General features: G+C 39.3%; 23 protein-coding genes. 6 read left to right on the forward strand and 17 right to left on the reverse strand.

Annotated elements, in window-relative coordinates; genetic code table 11:
* Positions 1-21 precede the first annotated feature (21 nt).
* Positions 22-192, forward strand: a complete 171-nt coding sequence (locus G6R02_RS10305; RefSeq protein WP_164669148.1) for a DUF5325 family protein — start codon at positions 22-24, stop codon at positions 190-192.
* 121 nt (positions 193-313) lie between these two features.
* Here G6R02_RS10305 and G6R02_RS10310 read toward each other — a convergent pair whose 3' ends face one another.
* The gene (locus G6R02_RS10310) at positions 314-1,123 is read right to left on the reverse strand and encodes an inositol monophosphatase family protein (RefSeq protein WP_164669149.1); all 810 of its coding nucleotides are present in this window, start codon (positions 1,121-1,123) and stop codon (positions 314-316) included.
* 176 nt (positions 1,124-1,299) lie between these two features.
* Complete coding sequence (locus G6R02_RS10315) at positions 1,300-1,491, reverse strand: hypothetical protein (protein WP_164669151.1); 192 nt, start codon at positions 1,489-1,491, stop codon at positions 1,300-1,302.
* A gap of 355 nt (positions 1,492-1,846) precedes the next feature.
* Between G6R02_RS10315 and G6R02_RS10320 the strand changes: the two genes are divergently transcribed.
* Positions 1,847-2,464 (forward strand): YktB family protein, encoded by a 618-nt coding sequence (locus G6R02_RS10320; RefSeq protein WP_164669152.1) that lies wholly within the window; start codon positions 1,847-1,849, stop codon positions 2,462-2,464.
* A gap of 30 nt (positions 2,465-2,494) precedes the next feature.
* On the opposite strand, the gene G6R02_RS10325 is transcribed toward G6R02_RS10320, so the two are convergent.
* The 4 genes from G6R02_RS10325 to G6R02_RS10340 all read right to left on the reverse strand — a co-directional run bounded on the left by G6R02_RS10325 (position 2,495) and on the right by G6R02_RS10340 (position 4,995).
* A complete protein-coding gene (locus G6R02_RS10325) occupies positions 2,495-2,767 on the reverse strand; it encodes a UPF0223 family protein (protein ID WP_164669154.1) in 273 nt (90 codons plus the stop codon).
* A 14-nt stretch (positions 2,768-2,781) separates the two neighbouring features.
* Complete coding sequence (locus G6R02_RS10330) at positions 2,782-3,741, reverse strand: NAD(P)H-dependent flavin oxidoreductase (RefSeq protein WP_164669157.1); 960 nt, start codon at positions 3,739-3,741, stop codon at positions 2,782-2,784.
* A gap of 111 nt (positions 3,742-3,852) precedes the next feature.
* The gene (locus G6R02_RS10335; protein WP_164669159.1) at positions 3,853-3,957 is read right to left on the reverse strand and encodes a GapA-binding peptide SR1P; all 105 of its coding nucleotides are present in this window, start codon (positions 3,955-3,957) and stop codon (positions 3,853-3,855) included.
* Between the two features lie 156 nt (positions 3,958-4,113).
* Positions 4,114-4,995 (reverse strand): polysaccharide deacetylase family protein, encoded by an 882-nt coding sequence (locus tag G6R02_RS10340; RefSeq protein WP_164669161.1) that lies wholly within the window; start codon positions 4,993-4,995, stop codon positions 4,114-4,116.
* A gap of 457 nt (positions 4,996-5,452) precedes the next feature.
* On the opposite strand from G6R02_RS10340, the gene G6R02_RS10345 reads away from it, so the two are divergent.
* Positions 5,453-7,072, forward strand: coding sequence for a BCCT family transporter (locus G6R02_RS10345; RefSeq protein ID WP_205520198.1), 1,620 nt, complete (start codon positions 5,453-5,455; stop codon positions 7,070-7,072).
* 230 nt (positions 7,073-7,302) lie between these two features.
* Here G6R02_RS10345 and lpdA read toward each other — a convergent pair whose 3' ends face one another.
* The 5 genes from lpdA to G6R02_RS10370 form a co-directional block, all read right to left on the reverse strand.
* Positions 7,303-8,709 (reverse strand): dihydrolipoyl dehydrogenase, encoded by a 1,407-nt coding sequence (gene lpdA / locus G6R02_RS10350; protein WP_164669163.1) that lies wholly within the window; start codon positions 8,707-8,709, stop codon positions 7,303-7,305.
* A 3-nt stretch (positions 8,710-8,712) separates the two neighbouring features.
* Positions 8,713-10,008, reverse strand: a complete 1,296-nt coding sequence (locus tag G6R02_RS10355) for a dihydrolipoamide acetyltransferase family protein (RefSeq protein WP_164669165.1) — start codon at positions 10,006-10,008, stop codon at positions 8,713-8,715.
* 24 nt (positions 10,009-10,032) lie between these two features.
* Entirely contained in the window at positions 10,033-11,010 is a 978-nt protein-coding gene (locus tag G6R02_RS10360; protein ID WP_164669166.1) for an alpha-ketoacid dehydrogenase subunit beta, read from the reverse strand.
* 3 nt (positions 11,011-11,013) lie between these two features.
* On the reverse strand, positions 11,014-12,096 hold the full coding sequence (gene pdhA / locus G6R02_RS10365) for a pyruvate dehydrogenase (acetyl-transferring) E1 component subunit alpha (protein WP_164669167.1): 1,083 nt from the start codon (positions 12,094-12,096) through the stop codon (positions 11,014-11,016).
* Positions 12,097-13,137: 1,041 nt separating this feature from the next.
* The gene (locus G6R02_RS10370) at positions 13,138-13,839 is read right to left on the reverse strand and encodes a YkyA family protein (protein ID WP_164669168.1); all 702 of its coding nucleotides are present in this window, start codon (positions 13,837-13,839) and stop codon (positions 13,138-13,140) included.
* Positions 13,840-14,014: 175 nt separating this feature from the next.
* On the opposite strand from G6R02_RS10370, the gene def reads away from it, so the two are divergent.
* The 3 genes from def to rnjA all read left to right on the forward strand — a co-directional run bounded on the left by def (position 14,015) and on the right by rnjA (position 17,027).
* A complete protein-coding gene (gene def / locus G6R02_RS10375; RefSeq protein WP_164669169.1) occupies positions 14,015-14,566 on the forward strand; it encodes a peptide deformylase in 552 nt (183 codons plus the stop codon).
* A gap of 580 nt (positions 14,567-15,146) precedes the next feature.
* The gene (locus tag G6R02_RS10380) at positions 15,147-15,356 is read left to right on the forward strand and encodes a DNA-dependent RNA polymerase subunit epsilon (protein ID WP_164669171.1); all 210 of its coding nucleotides are present in this window, start codon (positions 15,147-15,149) and stop codon (positions 15,354-15,356) included.
* 3 nt (positions 15,357-15,359) lie between these two features.
* Positions 15,360-17,027 (forward strand): ribonuclease J1, encoded by a 1,668-nt coding sequence (gene rnjA / locus G6R02_RS10385; protein WP_164669173.1) that lies wholly within the window; start codon positions 15,360-15,362, stop codon positions 17,025-17,027.
* Between the two features lie 964 nt (positions 17,028-17,991).
* Here rnjA and G6R02_RS10390 read toward each other — a convergent pair.
* The 6 genes from G6R02_RS10390 to G6R02_RS10410 form a co-directional block, all read right to left on the reverse strand.
* Complete coding sequence (locus G6R02_RS10390; protein WP_246202544.1) at positions 17,992-18,468, reverse strand: thiamine pyrophosphate-dependent enzyme; 477 nt, start codon at positions 18,466-18,468, stop codon at positions 17,992-17,994.
* Between the two features lie 9 nt (positions 18,469-18,477).
* Positions 18,478-18,672, reverse strand: a complete 195-nt coding sequence (locus G6R02_RS20070) for a hypothetical protein (RefSeq protein ID WP_246202545.1) — start codon at positions 18,670-18,672, stop codon at positions 18,478-18,480.
* A 144-nt stretch (positions 18,673-18,816) separates the two neighbouring features.
* Positions 18,817-19,482: a potassium channel family protein gene (locus tag G6R02_RS10395; protein WP_164669174.1), complete on the reverse strand. Its 666-nt coding sequence runs from the start codon at positions 19,480-19,482 to the stop codon at positions 18,817-18,819.
* A gap of 632 nt (positions 19,483-20,114) precedes the next feature.
* On the reverse strand, positions 20,115-21,944 hold the full coding sequence (locus G6R02_RS10400; RefSeq protein WP_164669176.1) for an ABC transporter ATP-binding protein: 1,830 nt from the start codon (positions 21,942-21,944) through the stop codon (positions 20,115-20,117).
* Between the two features lie 16 nt (positions 21,945-21,960).
* A complete protein-coding gene (locus G6R02_RS10405) occupies positions 21,961-23,709 on the reverse strand; it encodes an ABC transporter ATP-binding protein (protein ID WP_164669178.1) in 1,749 nt (582 codons plus the stop codon).
* A 148-nt stretch (positions 23,710-23,857) separates the two neighbouring features.
* Entirely contained in the window at positions 23,858-24,310 is a 453-nt protein-coding gene (locus tag G6R02_RS10410; protein ID WP_164669179.1) for a TlpA family protein disulfide reductase, read from the reverse strand.
* Between the last annotated feature and the right edge of the window lie 68 nt (positions 24,311-24,378).

The following is a 24,378-nucleotide window of genomic DNA, read 5'->3' on the forward strand; positions in this document are numbered from 1 at the left end:
CGTGTAAAAGAGGTGTGATCTATGAAAAATATTAATATTCCCATGTTACTACTAGCTACTCTGGTAATTATGATGTTTATTTTTGTCGGAATTGCCATAGCATACCGTAATATTTGGTTAGTCATATTATTTATATTATTGGGTTTTGCATTTATGGGATATGGCATTTCTCTGAAAAAGAAAAAAAAGTAACTACTGTTATTGAAAGAGTAGTAAAGGCAAAATAAGTATGCCAGCAAGAGGTTTCCGAATACATAAATACGCTTGAACTGAAATTTTCAGTTCAAGCTTTTTGTTTTTCATTCATTAAAGATTACTTTTTTCCTTTCAGCATGTATCCCTTAATAATCTGCTCTTGTATAGAAGGGTTGCATGCCAATATCGAATTTTTCTCTAACATATTTACCTGGCTACCGTAAATATTTGTTGTAACACCGCCTGTTTCATTTACAATCACGATTCCAGCTGCTATATCCCATGGTGCCAGGCTCATTGTAATATATCCATCGACAATTCCTTCAGCGACATACGCAAGTTCCAATGCTGCAGATCCATACGTTCTTGTGCCTCGTACGGTTCTGACAAAATTCTGCATCACCTTTTCTTCAACATGCCGATTTTCGCACAGCCAGAAATGATTCATACTGATAATCGACTCCAGGAGTTTTTTATCCGGATTAAGCTTAGGTAAAAGAACATTATTTTTAAATGCCCCCTCACCTCGCTTAGCACTGTATAGCACATCGTTCATAACATCGTAAATAAAACCAATTTCGCCTGTACCATTATGATATATTCCTACTGATATGGCAAAATTTCGTTTCTGGTGAACAAAATTCATCGTTCCATCTATCGGGTCGATTATCCAGATAGTCCCATCAGGTGATTGCAGTTCATCACCATACCCTTCCTCACTTATAATGAAATGGTCAGGGTATGTTTCCTTAATATTGGAAGTCAGGAAATATTCTGTTTCGTCATCCATATGTGTAACAAGGTCATTGGGGTTTGATTTTGTATTAATTTCCAGTGGATCATTTATTTTCTTTCTAATGTTGGCGCCGGCCTGCAGTACCCATTGTTTTGCCTGATCATATATCGAATTACGCGTCTCCATGTTCATATGTAAGCCTCCAATAAGTTTCCTGTCTATTATTATCATACCAAATTGAGGGCTGTGATTCATTTTTTTAATCTGAAAAGAATATGTGTAATAATTATTTACATACAAATGACCCCAATTTTCTGTTTTATCATTAAGTGATAAACATATGTAAAGTTGGGGTCATTTTTCCATGATTATTCATTTTCGATTTCCAGCAACTGTTCACGTAATTGCTTTAGCCGTTCCTTGGATTTGATTATTTCTATTTTGTCATTCGCCTGCATCGCATCATGTAATGTTACCAGTTCATAATCGATTTCCATGCGGATTACTGGGAGTCTTTCCTGGGCCTCTTTCCTTCTGAGGGCTTCCATTACAAATTTCACAACACCCACAACCTTTCAAATGGCTTTTATTATTTATATGAAGTAATTTCCCATTTGGTGATAAGTAATTAGTTAGTATTTCTATATTCCCCGATTTTTAATTTTTCAAACGCTAAGCTGTTTTTGTAATGATTGTTGTTTTTGGCACAAAAGATATAAACTGCGACGTAACTTTTTTAAAAAAAGAGTGAGTGCTATAACACCGCTGCGGAAATACACTTCGCTTTCCGTGGGTGAGTTAAGATACGATACAGCCAAACGATAAATTCTGGGTACATAGCTTGACTATAGGTGTTATTTAATTAATAATAATTATTATAATCTATGAAAAAGCAACATCGAAAGGGTGTAAAAGATGGGATTTAGAGGCTTCTCAAAAAAAGATTTTAATACATTCAATATAGATGGCCTGGAAGAACGAATGGAGGCAATAAGGGAAAGCATACAGCCTAAATTCAGGGCAATCGGTGAAAAACTGGGTGATGATATTTCCGAAATAACGGATATTGACATGCACATACATATTGCACAGCATGCCCGTAGAACAAAAAATCCGCCGAATGATACGTGGATGGCGTTTTGTCATGACAAACGCGGCTATAAAAAACATCCGCATTTTCAAATTGGTTTGTTCGATGATCATCTGTTTCTATGGCTGGCATATATTTATGAAATGCCGGGAAAACAGGAGATTGCCAAAACATTTCTTAATCATATAGATGACATTAAACAAATTGTACCGGATGATTATGTCATTTCCCTGGATCATACGAAGAAAGATGCTACAAGTTTTGGAGATATTGATTTGGAGAAGGCCCTTACACGTTTCCGTGATGTGAAGAAAGCAGAATTTCTTATCGGAAAACACATAAAGCCAAATGATCCTGTTCTTAAGAGCGGCAAGGCATTTATAAATGAGGCTGAAGAAACCTTTAGGACTCTGGCTCCTATTTATAAAATTTCAATGCAATAATATGAAAAGACCTTTCCGCGGAAAGGTCTTTTATTCTTTCATCTTTATGGAACGCTCATCAGTATTACGTGCTTTTTTAACAACAGGATAACTTGCATAGCCTGAAGCCTTTTCAAAATCGGAAAAATAGGTTTTCTCTTCACTTTTGGAAGGTACAATCTCCTTGAATCGTCGGTATGCAGCCAATACTTCTTCACGACCCGCTTGTTTCTCGTATGCTTTTTCAATGATTGTAAAAAAGTTAACCACATCAACTATTTCCTGTTTTGACCATGTCTCATCAAGTGGATAATGATAATTCAAAGCTCTTACTCACCTCAGTCTGTCCATTTCCTTTTAATTGCTTCAACTTCCTCAACCATTGAAGAAATTAACTCTTTTACTGTCGGGATATCATGAATCCGTGCTGTTCCCTGACCTGCCCAGCCGAATCCTTTATCATCTTCACCCTTATGTATATATTGTTTGTTAGCTTCCCCACTTATGTAGGATTTAAGTGAATCATAATCACCTTTTTGGCCTTCTATCTCCAATATTGTATCTGTCCAGGTATTTTTTAATGCTCGTGCAGGTGTTCCCAGCGAACGCTTGATTACGACGGTTGAATTTTCGTCTGCATCAAGTAATGCTTGTTTATATGCCCAATGTGCATCGACACACTCCTTTGTTGCAATAAATCGAGTCCCCATTTCTATACCTTCTGCTCCAAGTGCCAGTGCTGCCATCATGCTTCGCCCATCAACAACACCGCCAGAAGCAATTACCGGAATTGATACGGAATCAACAACTTGTGGAGTCAATACAAATGTCCCTATATCACCACGGCCCAGGTGTCCTCCACCTTCCTGGCCAACAACCATAACTGCATCTGCTCCTAATTCCTCTGCTTTTTCGGCCTGTCTGCGTGCTGCAACAAGAACAAGTTTTTTAATAGGATGGTCCTTAACCATATCAAGTACACCTTTAGGATTACCACCGGTTACCGATATTGCCGGTACCTTCTCATCTATTGCCACCTGCACCATATGTTCAAATGGCCTTCCATGCTGTCCGATTGCGAAGTTTACACCAAATGGTTTATCGGTCATTGATTTTAACTTGCGGATTTCATTTCTTAATTCTTCCGGACTTGAAAGACTCATTGCAGTTATTTGGCCCAATCCACCAGAATTGGAAACGGCAGCCGCTAAATCAGCATATGCCAAATAGGCAAGTCCCCCCTGAATAATCGGGTATTCAATATTTAATAGTTTTGTCACGCTCGTTTCCCACTTCAACAAATACACCTCTTTTTCTTTTTATCGTATCATTAAATACATCTTTATGGCTAAGAAACAGCACAAATAAGCTGCATGTGAATCCATGCAGCCTCAGGCGTTCAAATCAATCTATTTTTGTTCACAAGTCGGACATGTACCGTAAAGCGTAGTAACTTTTTCATCATCAAAATGTTCGATTACTTCTTGGCAATCCTGACAAACGATAGTACCCATCTGGTCCAACTCCTTTACTTTTAATTGTTACTCCATAATAGCATTATAGTATGACATATTAAGAAAATCAATTGTTAATTAGTATAACATATTATAAAAAGTATGTTTTTGTGTATTAAAAAAGCCAGTTATAAAAAAATAACTGACTGTATATGTTTATTTTATTTTTTGTATTAAATTTGGATCTACAATTTCATATCCCTTATTGCGGAGTCCCGTGACAATATCTTTTAATGCTTTAGCTGTCCATTCACGGTCGTGCATCAAAAGATTGGCACCAGGCTTCAACAGGCTGTAGGGAACATCAACTTCAGGACCTTTTCCAGTAACCATTGCTTCGGTCAATTTTTTTGCATCCATGTACGGTTCGAAATAATCATAACCGTAAGTCCAATTCATTAATACCATGCCCTCTTCTTTGGCAGTCTGTTTTGTGAAATCTGTGTTTGCCCCATTCGGTGCCCTGAAAAATTCAGGTCTTTTTCCAATAATTTCTTCAATCGTATCACTTAAGCTAATAATTTCCTTCTTTTGTTTTTCCTCTGACAAATCAGGCAAAAAAGCATGATTGTATGTATGGTTACCAATCGGAAATCCCATTTCATGAATTTGCTTTAATACTTCTTTTTCCTCGGGTGTATCCAAAAAATGCCCATTTACGAAAAAGATTGCACCTGCATCTAACGATTTTAATGTTTTCGCCATCTCAAGCGCATATTTATCCGGTGCATCATCTATTGTCAACAAAATTACTTTTTCATTGTAGCTTTCTTTTAAAGGAACAACTGAAGAGGTTTCTTCATTTATTTTATATTTTGCCTCTATTACTTGCTCGATTTCGGTTTCTTCCTGCTTTTCTTCTTCTGCCTTTACTGTTTTATCTGCAGATTTTTGCTCTTCCTCTTTCTGTTTATCTGTTTCTGTTTGCTCCTGTTCATTTTCCTGGTTGGTGCTTTCTTTTTCTGAAACGGCTTTACTGTCTGCACATGCTGAAATAAATAAAAGCACTGCAACTAAAATCCATACTATTTTCTTCAACGTAGTCCCCCTCCTGATGTCTCTATATAACAATTCAATTATAAATGAAGGATGGGATGTTGACTATACCTTTTTTATATAACTGTTTATATATTTTCTATTTGGGTATACGTATACAGTATAAATTAGATAGGAAGAGACAGAATAAAACTGCATTGTTTTGGTTGAATACATTTTGTATTTATGTTTTAATTCCTTACTGTGTGGCAATTTGACTTCATTCTCACAATTACAATAGAAAGGAGCCAAAAATAATAACACATACGTCTCGTTTATCCGTAGTAAGCACAACTGCAATCCTAACATAAGCAGGGAAACAAACACTATCCAGGGATTCATAGTAGAATAATTTAGCAGTTTTTACTTTTTGAGTGCTTCAGGATTTGTGAACTTATTTTCAAAGTAAAGTAAAAACAAACCTGAAGATTCTAACAAAACTATATAGGGAGGTCTTACTATTAAATCCAAAACAATTACATCTGTTTTTTGGGTATCTATTCCGTTAATATCTGTATTTATTATTTGGGGAGCTTTTTTCCCCGATAATGTGGGTTATGTATTAGGCATAGTCGACAGTTTTATTTCGAACACATTTGGCTGGTTTTATTTGATGGTTATGACAGGATTTGTTGTCCTTGCATTGTATTTGATCTTCGGGCCTTATGGAAGGATCAAGCTTGGAGAACCTGATGATAAACCGGAGTATAGTTATTTTACCTGGTTTGCATTTCTGTTCACCGCCGGTATGGGGGTTGGTCTCGTATTCTATGGTGTGACTGAACCTGTAACACATTATTATTCCCCTCCTTCTGCTGATCCTGAAACAGTAGCATCTGCGGAAGAGTCCATGCAGTACACCTTATTCCACTGGGGATTCCATCCATGGGCTACATATGCGGTGCTTGCATTGGCACTTGCTTATTTTAAATTCCGTCACCGGGCTCCTGCTTTGATCAGTTCCGCTTTTGCACCACTGATTGGTGATCGGTCTAAAGGCGGCTTGGGGGTTGCGATTGATACACTGGCCGTTTTTGCTACTGTATTTGGTATTGCAACATCGCTTGGACTTGGTGCTACACAGATTACAGCAGGTTTGAACTATACCTTTGAAGGCATTCCAAATAACCTGACAACCAATTTGATCGTTATTTTCGTTATCACGGTATTATTTATGCTTTCTGCTTCTACAGGGATTAACCGGGGTATCCGTTACCTGAGCTGGACAAATATTGTTCTTGCCGTCGCATTGATGCTTTTTGTATTCATTCTCGGTAACTCTGTACGTATGACCGAGTCATTTACAACAACGGTAAGTAATTATATACAAAACCTTCCAAGCATGACGCTGGGAATGAATACTTTTACCGGTGACAGAGAGTTCCTTAATTCATGGACACTCTTCTACTGGGCCTGGTGGATCGGCTGGTCGCCATTTGTCGGAACCTTTATTGCCCGGGTTTCCAGAGGAAGGACGATTCGTGAATTTGTCATCGGGGTAACTTTAATTCCGGTAATATTCAGCGCCTTCTGGTTTTCCGTCTTCGGTATTGCCGGATTGGAAATGGATCAAGCTCAAGGCGGCATTATCCATCAATTAATGAATGAGGCGGGCAATGAAGTAGCATTATTTGCATTTCTTGAGTCACAGCCTATGGCAGCCGTCATTATGGGTGTCGCAGTGCTCTTGATTGCATCTTTCTTCGTTACTTCAGCCGATTCCGGTACATTTGTGCTTGGCATGCTGACAACAGGAGGCAGGTTAAACCCAGGAACGGGCGTAAAGATTATCTGGGGGATTGTCCTTGCCGGAACTGCTGCGGTTCTATTGTGGTCCGGCGGGTTGACAGCAATACAAATGGCCATGCTGATTGCAGCATTCCCGTTTGCGATTTTAATGGTATTTATGTGTATTTCGCTCCTTAAAGCACTGAAAAGCGAGCATGGCATATTGCAAATGGAAAGAAAACAGCGCGAACTCGATCCGGAGTTCCGTGAAAAGCAGCAAAAAGAACTAAGGAGAATGCGGGAAGGATTTAAGGAAACACTTCCTGATGCTGAAGAGGAAAGAGAATCTTAATAAACAATGGCTGTCCAGAAGGAATTTCCAATTCTGGACAGCTTTTTCGTTGAACACCGGCACATGTTGAAAGTCCTGGCTTTTTTATTTTTCTGGATGCCAACTAGCTTCCAGGTGCTGTTCCATATTCTTTTCATTTCAAATACTCAATCAAATCAAAGCATAAAAATAAGCCACGTCCAACAACCGGACGTGGCTTATTTATCAGGTTTTCATTTAACATGCTTTTTTTACATCGTATGGATTGGCATACCTAATGCTACATCAGCAGCTTCCATTACTGTTTCACCCAAGCTTGGATGTGCATGAATGGTAAGTGCAATATCTTCAGCAGTCATACCTGCTTCAATAGCAAGGCCGACTTCCGCAATTACATCACTTGCGTTCGGACCGGCAACTTGTGCACCAATTACAAGTCCGTCTTCTTTTCTGGTAATAAGTTTTGTAAACCCGTCACTATCATTTAATGATAATGCACGACCATTTGCAGCGAATGGGAATTTAGAAGCTTTTACATCATATCCAGCTTCTTTTGCCGCTGCTTCCGTATAACCAACTGTAGCAAGCTCAGGGTCAGAGAATACAACAGCAGGAATACCAAGATAATCAATTGCTGATTTTTCTCCGCTGATTGCCTCTGCAGCAACTTTTCCTTCATAGGATGCTTTATGTGCAAGTGGTGGTCCTTCTACAATGTCACCAATTGCATAAATGTTGTCTACATTTGTACGGCATTGCTTATCAATTTTAATAAGTCCTTTATCATCCACTTCAATGCCTACTTGTTCCAGACCGATCTCTTCAGTATTAGGTCGGCGTCCAACAGTAACCAGTACATAATCAGCCTCAATGGTTTCTTCTTTTCCTTTGGCTTCATATTTTACTTTGACACCATCTTTTGATTCCTCGACGCCTTGTGCCATTGCTTCAGTAATGACATTTACACCTTTTTTCTTAAGACGCTTCTTAACAACCTGCTTCATAGATTTTTCGAAGCCACCCAGAATTTCCTTGGTACCTTCCAATACAGTGACTTCGGTTCCGAAGTTGGCATAAGCCGTTCCAAGTTCAGTTCCAATGTAACCACCGCCAATAACAACCATCTTTTCAGGAAGTTCATCAAGGTTCAATGCTCCAGTCGAATCAAGAACACGGTCAGAAAACTTGAAGCTAGGAATTTCAATTGGTGTTGACCCGGTTGCAATAATACAGTTATTGAACGTATATGTCTGTGATTGCTTCTCGTCCATTACTTTAACTGTATTTTTATCAACAAAATATACTTCGCCTTTTACGATATCCACTTTATTTCCTTTTAAAAGGCTTTCGACACCTGAAGTTAATTTGTTAACTACCTTGCCTTTCCATTCCTGAACTTTGGAAAAATCAACGGATACATTTTCTGTTTTAATCCCCAGTTCCTCATTACCGCGGGCATACTCAGTTAAATGACCGGCCTGAATCATGGCTTTTGATGGGATACAACCGACATTCAAACATACTCCGCCAAGATTGCCTTTATCAACAATCGTTACTTTTTGACCGGTTTGGGCAGCGCGGATGGCAGCTACATAGCCGCCAGGTCCGGCACCCACAACCAGTGTATCCAGTTCAATTGGAAAATCTCCTACTACCATAATTTACGCCTCCATCATAATTAGTTGTGGATCGTTCAATAAACGCTTGATCTGATTCAGTGCCAATTGCGCCGTTGCACCGTCAACAATACGGTGATCAAAGCTGAATGATACCGCAAGAACAGGTGCGACAACAACTTCGCCATCACGAACAATCGGTTTTTCAGCGATACGGCCAATTCCAAGAATAACTGCTTCCGGATAATTCAGTACCGGTGTAAACCATTGTCCGCCGGCAGATCCAATATTAGTAATCGTATTGGATGCACCTTTCATCTCTTCAGAAGTAAGTTTACCACTGCGGGCTTTTTCTGCCAACTCATTAATTTCTTTTGAAATCGCAAAGATTGATTTACGGTCAGCATCTTTTACAACCGGTACAAGCAATCCTTTATCCGTATCTGCTGCAATACCGATGTTGTAATAATGCTTATAGATGATTTCATCTGAATCATCATCAACAGCCGCATTCAGAATTGGATACTTCTTCGATGCAGAAACCAGTGCTTTGGCAACGTAAGGAAGATACGTCAGTTTAATCTCCTGTTCAGCCGCTACTTCTTTAAACTTCTTACGGTGGGCCACCAGTTCTGTAACATCCACTTCATCCATTAGTGTTACATGCGGTGCTTTTGTTTTCGAATTAACCATTGCTTTAGCAATTGATTTACGGATGCCGCTCATTTTCTCGCGGGTTTCAGGGTAATCACCCTTTGGAACTGGTGCTGCAGCAGTAGATTCTTCTGTTGCTTCAGCATCTTCTGCAGTGTCTGCCTGCTTGTCACCGCTTAAGTACTTATCAACATCTTCTTTTAAAATTCGGCCATTCTTACCTGAGCCACTTACATCCTGAATGTTTACTTCATTGTCACGGGCGTATTTTCTGACAGATGGCATTGCGATAACCCGTTTATCATCTGATTTATCGTCGTCACTATCAGATTGTTTTTCTTTTGCATCGTCTTTTGACTCTTTTTCTTCCTTCACTTCTTTCGGAGCAGACTCTTCCTGTGCTTCTTCTTTACCGGAATCATCAGCATCACTTTCTTCTGATTCATAGCCTTCCGCATCAATTGTGATAATTGTATCACCAACTGTTGCTACCGTACCTTCTTCAGCATGAACTTTTAAAACCGGTCCATCCACTGGAGATGGTATTTCCACGACAGCCTTATCATTCTGTACTTCACAAAGTACATCATCTTCTTTTACTTCGTCGCCTTCTTTTACAAACCACTTAACAATTTCACCTTCATGGATACCTTCACCGATATCAGGCAACTTGAAATCAAACGCCATGTTTATTACCTCCAATCCAAAATGTTAAAAGTTAATAACTTGGTTCACTTTCTCCAGGATGTCTTTATGACTTGGTAACCATATTTCTTCCGCTTCTGAAAATGCATATACAGTATCTGGTGCAGTTACACGTAAAATTGGTGCCTCCAGATGCAGGATAGCTCTTTCCTGAACTTCTGAGATAACATGTGCTGCTACTCCTGCCTGACGCTGTGCTTCCTGAATCATAACCATTCGATTTGTTTTTTGAACTGATTCAACAATTGTATCCACATCAACAGGTGAAACAGTTCGAAGGTCAATAACCTCAGCATCAATGTCTTCTTTTTCGAGTTCCTCTGCTGCTTTTAATGCAGCATGAACCATAGCACCATAAGCAACCAATGTAACATCTTTACCATCTCGTTTGATGTCCGCTTTATCAAGGTCAACTGTATATTCTTCTTCCGGAACCTCACCGCGGAATGAACGATACAGTTTCATATGTTCCAAAAATAAAACCGGATCATTGTTACGTATAGCAGATATTAACAATCCTTTTGCATCGTAAGGTGTTGATGGAATAACAACTCTAATGCCCGGTTGCTGTGCAATTAATCCTTCCAATGAATCTGCGTGCAGTTCAGGTGTGTGAACCCCTCCGCCAAAAGGTGACCGGATTGTGACAGGCATCGTTTGTGTATTACCTGATCGGTAACGCATACGAGCCATTTGACCGTTGATTGCATCCATCGTTTCATAAACGAAGCCGAAGAACTGGATTTCCGGTACCGGACGAAAACCTTGCAGTGCAAGACCTATTGACAAACCGCCAATACCTGATTCAGCGAGCGGCGTATCAAATACACGATCTTCGCCAAATTCGTCCTGTAATCCTTCTGTCGCACGGAAAACGCCGCCATTTTGACCGACATCTTCACCATAAACAAGCACATTTTCATCATTTTTCAGTTCATTGTGCATTGCATCAGTGATTGCTTGAATCATTGTCATTTGCGCCATGATTTACTTCGACTCCTTTTCTTTATATTCTTCCATTTGCTCCTCTAAATTCGGCGGAAGTTCTTCATACATATTTCCAATTAAGTCAGTAACCTTCTGTTTAGGGTACTCATCTGTTTTCTTAATAGCTTTTTTAATTTCGTCTTTTGCTTCTTCAATTACTTTATTCTCTTCATCTTCTGACCAAAGATTTTTCTCTTCCAGAAGTTTACGGAAACGAACAATTGGGTCTTTTTTCTCCCATTCGTTATCCAGGTCATCTGTACGGTAACGCGTTGGATCATCACCAGCCATGGTGTGCGGACCATAACGATAGGTTAATGTTTCAATTAACATTGGCCCGTCGTCGTTAATTGCACGTTCACGGGCATGTTTTGTCGCCGCATATACGGCGAGAACATCCATGCCATCAACCTGTATACCTTCAATTCCCGCCGCAACCGCTTTTTGAGCTAACGTATTGGCAGCTGTTTGTTTTTCTACTGGAACCGAAATAGCAAAATGGTTGTTTTGCACAAAGAAAATAGCTGGAGCACCATATGCACCTGCAAAGTTGATCCCTTCATAGAAATCACCTTGTGAAGTACCGCCATCACCGGTATATGTTACAGCAACTGCTTTTTTACCACGCTTTTTCAAACCTAATGCCACACCGGCTGCTTGCGTATATTGAGCACCGATAATAATTTGCGGGCTTAATGCATTCATGTCCTCGGGGAATTGATTACCATGAAAATGCCCTCTTGAAAATAAGAAAGCCTGATATAGTGGAAGACCATGCCAAATAAGTTGTGGCACATCACGATATGCCGGTAATAAAAAGTCATCTGCTTCCAATGCATATTGACTTCCTAACTGCGAAGCCTCTTGTCCTGCAGTTGGAGCATAAAAACCAAGTCGTCCCTGGCGATTTAATGCAATCGAACGCTGATCGAGCACTCGGGTGTAAACCATTCTGCGCATTAACTCTTTCAAATCATCGTCTGAAAGATCCGGCATTGCATCCTTATTAACAATTTCTCCGTCTTCATTGAGAATTTGAAACATTTCAAACTGTTTTTCAACATTTTCTAGTACATGTTTCAAAATAGTTCACCTCTTCCTTCCTGATACATTTTTAAATACCCTTTACTAGCCTTCCCAAAATGTGAAAAAAACTGTACCTTTTACTCTTATTCTTGTTCCCTGTTTTGAATTTAACTAATCACTCCTTCAGACAAATGCAAAACTGTTACATAAAAAACGAGAAATTTATTGGTACAATTCATAATCTAATTAAATAATAGTTCATATAAGCCAATTTGGTCAATAACTTTGTTTTGATGTTTATCATTTTTTTAAAGGCTTACATAAGATGTATTTATTTGACTCTGTAAAGCAACAATCTGTTATAACAAAAAAATAAAACTGTATTAATTGTTCTGCCCCCTGTTCTTTTAGTAATTCTTATAATTAAACCTTTGGAAAATATATACTTTTTTACAGTTATATAACCTTCCTTCTTATTACTACAATCGGATTCTGAACACAAAAAAGTGTCATGAAAAATAAATTATTTTTATGACACCTTCTGCCCTTGGGAAACGATTATAATTATGAATAGCTGGTTTTTAGACAGCAGATAGCAACAAACTATTTGAAAACAGCTAATAAAAAGGATTTTTTAAAATAACACTTCGCTTTCCGGGGGCGGCTGGTGAGCCTCCTTGCGCTATCGCGCTTCGGTGTCTCACCGATGCCTTTCCTCCCCCAGGAGTGTACGTGAATTTCCTGCGCTGGGTTTTGCTCAATTTATGCTCAATTTATTCTGATATTTAATACAACGGGGCATAAGTAAAGTTATTATAAACCAGCAGCAGGAATATGCGAGACTCGGAAGCGAGGTGCGAGCTGAGGTTGCTCTGTACTAGACCGCGTCTAAGAAGACACTGCGAAAACGAATTTTTGAGCAGATGTCGCCTTGGTACCCGGAGGTATGAAAGCGAGTATAATCCAGCTGCGGCATCAGAGAGCATTACAAATGTATACGCCGCATTTATATAGATAACAACAAAAATTGCGAGAAGAGCCAATAAAAAAAGAACCAGACGAAATGAATCTCTGGTTCCTTTTTACGATTAATTTATATTATTCTTGTGAATCGGATTTGCTCTTGCTGTTGCTCGGAGCATTATTTTTGTATTCCACATTCATACCGGCAGCCTCATAAAACGCTTCTTTTAATTTATTATACTCGGTAGTAAATTTGTTGAATTTTTCATTTGCTTCGATAACTTTTTCGTAACTTTTATTCACTTTCTTTATATGATCTGTCAGCGTCTCCTGCTCCAGGTCTTCTTTTTGCAGCATCGTATATAGTTCTTTTTCAAGCTTAAGCGAATCGGAATATGCTTTGTTCAACTTATCATAAGCTTCGTAACGGTCCATCATTACACTGTACATTTCTTCTGCTTTTTTCTTCACTTTTTTGTCTTCCAGGTCTTTTATCATGCTTTCTATTTTTGTAAATTCCTCTTTGGAAGCTTGAATACTTTCCTTTTCAAGCTCTATCTTCTCTGACCTTTTTTCTATTGTATCAATTGCCTGCTTTGACAGTTCTTTTATTTTATCAAATTCGTCCATTCCCAAATCTATAATTTGAGCGTATATTTCCTGTTCCTTCTTTTCCAGTTCCACAATTGGATCCTGCTGTTCCTCGAAGGTTGCCTCCAATTCCACAGCTTTCTCCAAATGATTATAAATCTGTTCGGACGTAGAAGTCCCGCTGCATGCGGTAAGTAATGCAATTATAATAAATACAATAAATACGAATGACTTTTTAATCACCACGTGTCGATATCCTCCCTCATTCTCTGTTGCAAAATTTATACCCTAGTATAACACATTTCAGAGAAAAAACAGGACACTGAATAAATATTTCTGCTTGTCCTATAGTAAATTTATGATGTGAAAATACATATTATGTTAAAATATTAACATTACGTAGTGTAAGGAGTGTCAATCAATGATTACAATGGATGATATAGTGCGTGAAGGCCATCCCTCATTACGGGAAAAAGCCCAGGACGTACCTGTCCCTCCAACTGAAGAGGACATACAACTCCTAAATGATATATTGACCTTTGTAAAAAATAGTCAGGACGAAGAATTGGCAAGTAAATATAATTTAAGACCTGGCGTGGGTTTAGCTGCACCACAATTGGGAATAAATAAACGAATGTGCGCTGTTCATCTGGAGGACGCAAAAGGGAATTTGTACAGTTACGGGCTGATAAATCCGAGAATAGTCAGCCATTCAGTTGAAAGAGCATACTTAGCAGCAGGAGAAGGCTGTCTCTCGGTAGACCGCAATGTTGAAGGGTATGTACCGAGAAATGCAAGAATAACGGTAAAAGCAATTGGCCTGGATGGCAATGAACTGAAACTGCGGTTAAGAGATTACCCGGCAATTGTTTTCCAGCATGAAATAGATCATTTGAATGGGATTATGTTTTATGATCACATCAATAAGGAAAAACCATTCGCAGTACCGGATAACTCGAAAGCAATTGAATAAAGACCTTGCTGACAGGGACTATGTAATGCGGGTCCCTGTTATTTTATTCAGTATAATAAACAATTTTATGTTAAAAATATACATACGGTAATTCTTGTTTCAAGTACGCTTATAATATGAAAAACGAATCTTTTTTTAACAAATACAGTATTTTTGTTTCAAATTTACCTCAAACAGTATTATACTATAGATAAGAGGGATTGGATCGGTAGAGCGTTTTATTTGCTTTTCTTAATTTATAGAAAGGAGATGCGAACTTCATGTTAAAACGCCTAAAAGAAAAGCTGAAAAAACGGTGGAAAGACTTTTTAGGCAGAGGACGTGTACCTACTACTTGTGAGGATGACTACCTGGAATAGACCAATCATGTAATTAAATTTAATTTAAAATTGATGCAGAAAAATCTATTGAGGATTTAGAATAAGTGATCGGATAATAACGTACATGTAAATATAAAATTTGCAGCTGTTCGCCCTATTGCCGTCAGCTTATTAAGTAATGAATTAAATCCCAATGGATCGTATGCACAAAAACGGAATATAAAATTTACAGAGTAAAAAAAGAAGTTAGGAGAGATGAGATGATTTTTAAAGTTTTTTATCAGGAATCACCAGATGAAGTTCCTGTGCGTGAACGAACAAACAGCCTTTATATCGAGGCTGAATCCGAAAAAGAGGTACGTAATAAATTATACGATCGCAACTATAATATTGAATATATCCAGGTATTGGATGAAGCACATTTAAATTATGAAAAACAAACCGATAAATTCAAGCTGGAGTCCGCTTAACAGATGAAGTTTGTCAAAAATGACCAGACAGCTGTTTTTGCATTGGGCGGGTTAGGAGAAATAGGGAAAAACACTTATGGTGTTCAATTCCAGGATGAAATAATTTTAATCGATGCCGGAATTAAATTTCCCGAAGATGAACTGCTTGGTATCGACTACGTTATTCCGGATTATACCTACCTGATTCAAAACCAGGACAAAATCAAAGGATTGTTTATAACACACGGCCATGAGGACCATATCGGAGGAATTCCGTACCTCTTGCGTGAAATAAATGTGCCAATATATGCTGGAAAGCTTGCGATCGGACTAATCAGAAACAAACTCGAAGAACATGGCTTATTACGAAATGCCAAATTACACACAATTCAAGAAGACGATATTATTAAATTCCGTAAAACATCTGTATCTTTTTTCCGTACTACCCACAGCATCCCTGATTCATATGGGATTGTTGTAAAAACACCACCTGGCAACATTGTTCATACCGGTGACTTTAAATTTGATTTTACACCAGTAGGGGAACCTGCCAACATTTCCAAAATGGCTGAAATAGGTAAAGAAGGCGTACTTTGCCTGCTTTCAGACAGTACAAATAGCGAGGTGCCAGGCTTTACGATGTCCGAACGTGTCGTTGGCGGAAACATTAACGATATTTTCGGAAGAGTTGACGGCCGCTTAATTTTTGCAACGTTCGCCTCGAATATCTACCGCCTGCAGCAAGTTGTTGAAGCTGCTGTGAAACACAATCGTAAGGTAGCAGTATTTGGGCGCAGCATGGAATCGTCCATCCGTATCGGCCAGGAACTTGGCTATATCCAGGCACCAAAAGATACGTTTATTGAGCCGAATCAAATTAACCGTCTTCCTGCACATGAAGTAACCATATTATGCACAGGATCACAGGGTGAACCAATGGCTGCATTATCTCGTATTGCCAACGGTACACATCGGCAAATTCAAATAATTCCCGGAGACACTGTAGTATTTTCTTCATCTCCAATCCCTGGAAATACGGTAAGTGTCAGTCGTACAATTAATAAACTGTACAGGGCCGGTGCTGATGTAATTCATGGCCCATTAAGCAATATTCACACTTCAGGACACGGCAGCCAGGAAGAAATGAAACTGATGCTGAGACTGATACAGCCAAAATATTTCATGCCGATTCATGGTGAATATCGGATGTTAAAAGAACACCTCAAACTTTCCGAAGCATGTAATGTCGATCCGGCAAATGGATTTGTGATGGATAATGGAGATGTTCTTGCATTAGATAAAGATAATGCGATGGTTGCAGGCAAAATTCCATCAGGATCTATCTATGTTGATGGAAGTGGCATTGGTGATATTGGAAACATTGTATTACGTGACCGCCGTATTTTATCTGAAGAAGGACTTGTTATGGTGGTTGTAAGTATCAATATGAAGGAATTCAGAATTGCGTCAGGTCCTGACATCATCTCTCGTGGATTTGTTTACATGAGGGAATCAGAAGACCTGATAAATGAAGCGCAAAAGCTGGTATCAGCCCACTTGGAAAAAGTAATGGAACGCAGGACAACCCAATGGTCGGAAATTAAAAATGAGATAACCGATACCATTGCACCATTTCTTTATGAAAAAACAAAACGCAGACCAATGATTTTACCGATTATCATGGAAATATAAGAATTTCTCTAAATATAAGAATGACATTGTTAACTGAGCATTCACATCCAATAAATAACGTGGATTGCTCGAGAACAATGTCATTCTTTTTAAATGGCTGTTTTCTAAAAGACTGTTGCTATTTGTGTCATTCTGAATAAAGCCTTACCCCACAATTTCCATAAACTGCGAACCAGTTTGAGTGAAAATATACCCCCTCAACTGTAATATATGCGAGTCCTGTGGGAGAAGACAAGGGTTTAAAGGACATAAGGAAGCGCAAACGTCGATAAGAAGTGGTTCATCGGGGTTATGAAGCACGAAAGAGAGCAGAAACATCGATGAAAAGTGGTTCATCGGGGTTATGAAGCACAAAAGAGAGCGCAAACATCGATAAAAAGTAGTTCATCGGGGTTATGAAGCACAAAAGAGAGCGCAAACATCGATAAAAAGTAGTTCATCGGGGTTATGAAGCACGAAAGAGAGCAGAAACATCGATGAAAAGTGGTTCATCGGGGTTATGAAGCACGAAAGAGAGCAGAAACATCGATGAAAAGTGGTTCATCGGGGTTATGAAGCACAAAAGAGAGCGCAAACATCGATGAAAAGTGGTTCATCGGGGTTATGAAGCACGAAAGAGAGCAGAAACATCGATGAAAAGTGGTTCATCATGAATACGAAGGGAAAAAGGAAACGGAAACCTCTCTAAAATGATTTTCTCAAGTTGAGCCTCGCAGTGCGAAAGACGTAGGACTCGGGCAGCCGCCCACGGAAAGCGACGAGCTAAACATCCACCGAATAAGCTTCAAGTTGCGAGGAGTGCTACTTCATCGAATTACTTGCAACACGACGAGCACCACAGTGTTCCGGAGCGGTGTTATTGCACTCGACTTTTACAGTAGTTCGCATTTTATGTCAACTGTGGAATAACGGCAACAACCTTTGTGAAAAGATCCTTTTAAATTGAACTACCCATTTGAAAGTTCTATTTCAACCGTTCCAATGATTTTTTCATATCGGGAACTTCAACTTTAATTAAATACTCTCCATATTGGACTGCCTGGTCATATGTTATTTTTCCCGGCAGCGGGGCTAAATCATCGATTATAACATCGATAATTGCCGGCCTCTCCGATAAAAAAGCCTGCTCCATTGAAGTGGATAGATCGTCGATATTTTCAACGCGATATCCCTCTCCCCCACATGCTTTTCCAAATGCAGCAAAATCTATTTCACCTAATTCAGTTTCATAGTTCAGGTGTCCCATTTCCTGTTGTTCATATTTAATCATACCGATTTTACTGTTATTTAATATAACTATTTTGATTGGAAGCTGATATTGTACAGCAGTTACAAAATCGTGCATTACCATTGTAAAGCCACCATCCCCGCAAATTGCAACTACCTGTTTATCAGGATTTGCCACCTGTGCAGCAATGGTACCGGGTAAACCGGATCCCATTGTTGCGAGTCAGCCTGATATAACAAACTCCTGACTGATAAACGGAAGATAGCGGGTTGTCCAGACAGTCACATTTCCTACATCAGCGGATACGATTGCATTTTTATCAAGTACATTTTCCAGTGCATACATAACCTGTGGTGCCTGAATTGGATCTTCATGTTTCTTTTTATCCTCCTGCATATAAATATGCCAGTTCTTCATTTATCCTGCCGCTTCTTCAAAAATGGGTTTTCATTCTTCGGTGTCACCATTGACGACAGTTTTGGAAGAACATATTTAACATCACCGCAAATTTCTATTGCCTATTTCGCCACAAAAAAAACCTGCACCAATTCAGGTACAGGTTCACTCTTCTATTACCAGGTGTTTTTCAAATCTGGAAATATCCTTATCCGCTCCAATTACAATGAGTATATCGTCCCCATCCAAAACATCATCAGCGCTTGGCGATACATTAATGTCTTTTCCCCGCTTTATAGCCACTACGTTACATCCATAATTTGCCCGTATGTCAAGGTCAACCAACGTTTTACCCTGCATTCTTCTTCCTGCTTTAACCTCAACTATACTGTGATCATCGGAAAGCTCCAGATAATCGAGTATATTGCTTGAGATTATATTGTGGGCAATTCGTTTCCCCATATCACGCTCAGGGTGTACTACCTGATCCGCTCCAATTTTGTTCAGGATTTTTTCATGATAATCATTTTGTGCTTTAACGGTTATTTTCTTTACATTTAAATCTGTTAAAACAACTGTCGTTAAAATACTGGCCTGAATATTATCACCAATAGCAACGATTACATGATCAATATTTTTTATCCCAAGTTCTTTTAACGTCACCTCATCGGTAGAGTCTGCGATTACCGCATGTGAGGCGATATTCTTATATTCATTCACTTTATCTTCATCAATATCAACCGCAAGCACCTGCCTGCCTTCCATGCTTAATTCACGGCAAATACTGCCGCCAAAACGCCCTAATCCAATAACTGCATAATCTCTTTTCATACTATTTCCTCCATCACACAGTGTCTTTTTTCAGTCTACCATACTACTTTTGGAAGTGGAATTAATATCTCAACTTTCTTAGTGTGAAATTGACACGTAAGATCTTGAAAGATTGTGGATGGTTGGAGATATACTTACTCGAATTGACTCGGGAATAACAGTTCGTTATTTTTCATCGTATTTGACAGATAATGCGCAGTAACTTGAAAGTTCTTTATACCCGCCGTCCAGTATCGCTCCGGGCGGATGCTTTCCGCGGGCACGGTCTCAGCCTCCTCGAGAAAACCACTCTGTGGGGTCTTCGGACTAGTGCTCTACCCGCAGAAGTCACCTCCCTCCGCTCACCCGGACTAGTGAAGTGGTGTCATGTATTTATTAACACGATTCCTACTCCAACTAATAGTTCACTAAAAGTGAAACCAGCGAAGGAAATACACGGAGACTCCTGTGGGAGCAGAGGCCTAGGTGAGACCACTGAGTGCGCCAGCACGAAGGGGGCTCATCAGCCGCCCACGGAAAGCGGAGTGTATTTCCGCAGCGGTGGTCCAACGCTCATATAAAGTTACTGCGCATAATCTATCTTTTGTGTAAAAAAATAAGGGCAACTCCCATTTCGGAAGTTGCCCTTATTCTTATATAGCATCGAGCATTTGGAATTGTGATTTTACCAGTTCATAATATTCCCCGTGCTGACTCATTAACTCATCATGATTCCCATTCTCAAGAATTTTACCATTTTCCAAAACGAAAATATTATCTGATTCCCGTATTGTCGATAAACGGTGAGCAATAATAATTGCAGTTCTGCCTTTCAACAGTTTTTGCAACGCTTCCTGGATTTTCATTTCTGTTTCAGTATCAATACTTGCAGTTGCTTCATCCAGGATCAGGATTCTAGGGTTAGCTAATAATGCCCGGGCAAAAGACAACAGTTGCCGCTCGCCGGCTGAAAGGATATTCCCTCGTTCTTCTACTTCTGTTTCGTATCCGTTCGCAAGGCGTTGAATAAATTCATCCGCTCCTACGACTTTTGCAGCATTAATAACTTCTTCGTCTGACGCATCCGGACGCCCGAATCGTATATTTTCCATAATGGTTCCTGAAAAAATAAATGTATCCTGCAATACAACACTTATTTGCTGTCGCAGATTATCCAATTTAACATCCCGTAAATCATGACCATCAATTTTTACAGCACCTTTTGTAGGATCGTAAAAGCGGCTAATCAGGTTAGAGATAGTCGATTTCCCGCTTCCAGTATGGCCAACAAGTGCAATTGTCTGACCTTCTTTAATCTCCAATGAAATTTCATGTAATGCAATTCGTTCCTCATCATAGGTAAATTGCACACGGTCAAACTCAATACGGCCTTTCATATCTGTGATGTCAATACTATCCTCTTTCTCTTTGACATTCGGCTGTTCATCAAGAAATTCAAATATCCGTTCCGATGCAGACATCGCCATCAAAAGCTGATTGTACATTTGACCTAAACGGGAAATCGGATCCCAGAACATACCAAGATAGAAAGCAAATGTTACAAATGTACCTGTTTCCATACCACTGTTCAAAATTAAAAAGGAACCAAAGGAAATTAAAATTATTGTTCCAATCGCATTACTCATTTCCACTACCGGACCAAACATGGCACTTTTTTTCGTTGCAATCCGCATGCTTTCATAGTTGTCCGAGTTAACACCTTGAAAGTATTCCGTATTTTCTTTTTCCTGAGAAAAAGATTGCGTAATCCGGATACCCTGGATACTTTCATTCAGGTGCGAATTCAGCCGTGACTGTTCAATACGCACATTCTGCCATGATCGACGGATATTTCGCCTGAGTTTGGTTGAAATATAGAACATAACCGGCAAAATAACCAGTACTGCCAGAGCAAGCTGCGGACTATATACAAACAGAATAACGATCATCGCAATTAAGGTAACAATGTCCATCAGTAAATTGATTATTCCATTTGTAAACAGTTCCTGCAGCGAGTTTATGTCATTCATGATACGAACAAGTATTGAACCCGCTGAACGTTTATCAAAGAACCGGTGTGATAACTGCTGAACATGCGAGAATAAATGCTTTCGTAAATCATAGATTACATTTTGTCCAAGAATGTTTACCCACTTTATCCGGAAGACATTTCCCACATAGCTTAATACATACAGGATTCCAACAATAAAAACAAGATACGTAAGCAGTGTCTCATCCTTATTGGCAATCGCCACATCAATGGCAACTTTACCAATTAGTATTGGAACGATCAGGCGTACTGCGGTTGATACAAGCATTGCTATTAAAGCACCAGGTAAATACGTTTTCGAATATGGTTTTACATAAGAAAGCAGCCGCCACATTTGTTGCCAGTTAAACGGCTTTTCAACCGCCTGATCAACTGTATAGTGAAAACGTTTTAAATGTCTGTTTTCTTTCGATTGTTTTTTCGCTTTGGCCATATTGTTCTCCCCCCTTCTATTTCGCTGTCTCCATAATGGCTTCTCTGTCCTGATACTGGATATCGTAAATCCGCTGATATGGTCCTTTATTATTCATCAAGTAATCATGTGTGCCACGTTCAGCAATTTCGCCATGTTCCATTACCAAAATTTCATCAGCATGTTTTAAGGATGAAATACGGTGGGCAATAATAAAGGTTGTTCTTCCCTGCATTACTTCCTTCAGTGCTTTCTGAATTTTAAATTCTGTTTCCATATCCACGGCTGATGTAGCATCGTCAAGTACTAAAATACTTGGATTAATACAAATTGCACGTGCTATTGCAATTCGTTGCTTTTGACCGCCGGAAAGTCCCATACCGCGCTCCCCGAGCATCGTGTCATAGCCATGCGGCATATCCATAATAAAGTCATGCGCCTGCGCCCGCTTTGCTGCATCAATGATTTGCTCATCAGATACATCTGGCATACCATAAGCGATATTCTCCCTGATGGTTGTGGAAAATAAGAATGATTCCTGCAATACAAACCCGATATGTTTGCGAAGAGTTTTTATCTTATAGTGATCCACAGGACTTCCATCAACCAGGACTTCACCTTTTTCGGGCTCATAAAATCGAGTGATCAGTTGAGTTATACTTGTTTTTCCTGACCCTGTTGAACCAATCAGTCCGATAACCTTTCCAGGAGGTGCATCAAATGTAATATTTTTTAGTGCCGTATCATCATCTTTTGTGTATGTTAAGGTAACATCATTAAACGTGACATGACCTTTAATAGGTGTATCCAGTGCACTGTCTTTTTCAGCAATGTCCTCTCTTGTTTCCAAAATTTCCAGCAGCCGCTCACCGGACGCTTTCGCCTGGGAAAATTGGTTAATAACAAACCCCAGACCCATCAATGGCCCCATAATGTACCAAACCAGAGTAAAGAACGCCACCAATTCGCCAAGTTCCAAAGAACCATTGATAACGAGGAAACCACCATAAGCAAGCAGTACCACCGCACAAAAGTTCCCAATAAATTCCATAAGCGGCATATATTTGGACCATATAGCTGAGGTAGTCAAGTATTTTTCTTTATAATCTTCATTACTGGTCGAGAATCTGCCAATCTCAAAATCTTCCTTGGATAAGGATTTTACCGTATTGATGCCACTGACATTTTCCTGCACACGTGTATTCAATCGTCCAAGTGACTTTCTGATTCCTCTGAATGCCGGGTGAACCTGCTTATCAAATTTAAATACCACAACAGCCAGGAATGGCATCGCCGCCATCGTTACCAATGCAAGCGGTACTGAATAATAGAACATAACGGATAAACTGAACAGAATCAATAAAATAATCCGTATTAGTTCAGAAATGCCAAACGAAAGAAAAAAGCGAAAGCCCCGGACATCTTCCACCAGTCGTGACATGATGTCGCCTGTCTTTGCATTATCATAATACCTGAATGATAGCACCTGAAGTTTTTTGTATAATGCTTCCCGAATGACATATACAGCTTTAATCCCAAATAATTCACCAAGATATTGATGAAAAAAGTTGGATATTCCTTTCACAATCATAATCAGTAAAAATGCAATCGAAATATAAGGTATTAATGAATATCTGTTTTCCATTACTACATTGTCAATTGTCTGTTGGAGCACAATTGGGTATACGACAGTTGCAGCCGTGACAAAGATTAGAAAGATTAATGACGTAAAGAAAAACTTCTTATACGGCCAGTAAAACTGTTTTAATTTTTTGAAAGTATCCAATGTATTCCCTCCCCCTGATGATTTTCCATAATATCTAATATAACGGGTTCCGAAATAAATTTCCACTCCTTTTACTCAATTTTTTAAAACTTTTTTATAATATAAAAAAAGCTCCTACTTTAGTAATAGGAGCACAATACCAGCATACTTATTTTCCTGATTTTCCAAGCACCCGATTCACTCGTTTGCGCAGCATATTCATGCCGCCGCCTCCCGACTGATAATGCCGCAGCTTACCATCAGAATCAAAAACATAGTATGCCGGTACATACCTGTTTTTGAATGCATCGGTTAGTTTACGTTCATTATCAACGAAAATCGGCTGTGAAATATCGTGTTCACGTGCAACGCTTTTAATCTCATTAAGATCCTTATCCTGTTCCGAACGGGGCATATGCACTGTAATAACATTCAGTTCACGTTTGTATTCATCACGGAAATCGTTCACTTTTGGCATTGCAGTCTTGCACGTCCCACAGCTTACAGACCAGAAATGTATTAATGTTGGTTTTTCTCCAATTAAATCTTTCCTGCTCATTGGTCTGCTGTTAAACCATTTTTCTGCGCCTTCCAATTCAGGCATTGGGTCTCTTAACCGCATCAAGTCCACCTCCTGCCGGTATCATAAAAAAGCTGACCCTAAAGATAAGTGTCAGCTCATTCTCTTAT

Source organism: Virgibacillus doumboii (assembly GCF_902806455.1).
GTDB classification, from domain to species: domain Bacteria; phylum Bacillota; class Bacilli; order Bacillales; family Amphibacillaceae; genus Lentibacillus; species Lentibacillus doumboii.

Coding starts and splice junctions, on each gene's coding strand:
- G6R02_RS10305 (WP_164669148.1), top strand. CDS start 22: ATGAAAAATATTAATATTCCCATGTTACTACTAGCTACTCTGGTAATT.
- G6R02_RS10310 (WP_164669149.1), bottom strand. CDS start 1,123: ATGAACATGGAGACGCGTAATTCGATATATGATCAGGCAAAACAATGG.
- G6R02_RS10320 (WP_164669152.1), top strand. CDS start 1,847: ATGGGATTTAGAGGCTTCTCAAAAAAAGATTTTAATACATTCAATATA.
- G6R02_RS10335 (WP_164669159.1), bottom strand. CDS start 3,957: ATGGGTACTATCGTTTGTCAGGATTGCCAAGAAGTAATCGAACATTTT.
- lpdA (WP_164669163.1), bottom strand. CDS start 8,709: ATGGTAGTAGGAGATTTTCCAATTGAACTGGATACACTGGTTGTGGGT.
- G6R02_RS10355 (WP_164669165.1), bottom strand. CDS start 10,008: ATGGCGTTTGATTTCAAGTTGCCTGATATCGGTGAAGGTATCCATGAA.
- G6R02_RS10360 (WP_164669166.1), bottom strand. CDS start 11,010: ATGGCGCAAATGACAATGATTCAAGCAATCACTGATGCAATGCACAAT.
- def (WP_164669169.1), top strand. CDS start 14,015: ATGATTACAATGGATGATATAGTGCGTGAAGGCCATCCCTCATTACGG.
- G6R02_RS10380 (WP_164669171.1), top strand. CDS start 15,147: ATGATTTTTAAAGTTTTTTATCAGGAATCACCAGATGAAGTTCCTGTG.
- rnjA (WP_164669173.1), top strand. CDS start 15,360: ATGAAGTTTGTCAAAAATGACCAGACAGCTGTTTTTGCATTGGGCGGG.
- G6R02_RS10390 (WP_246202544.1), bottom strand. CDS start 18,468: ATGGGATCCGGTTTACCCGGTACCATTGCTGCACAGGTGGCAAATCCT.
- G6R02_RS20070 (WP_246202545.1), bottom strand. CDS start 18,672: ATGAAGAACTGGCATATTTATATGCAGGAGGATAAAAAGAAACATGAA.
- G6R02_RS10395 (WP_164669174.1), bottom strand. CDS start 19,482: ATGAAAAGAGATTATGCAGTTATTGGATTAGGGCGTTTTGGCGGCAGT.
- G6R02_RS10400 (WP_164669176.1), bottom strand. CDS start 21,944: ATGGCCAAAGCGAAAAAACAATCGAAAGAAAACAGACATTTAAAACGT.
- G6R02_RS10410 (WP_164669179.1), bottom strand. CDS start 24,310: ATGCGGTTAAGAGACCCAATGCCTGAATTGGAAGGCGCAGAAAAATGG.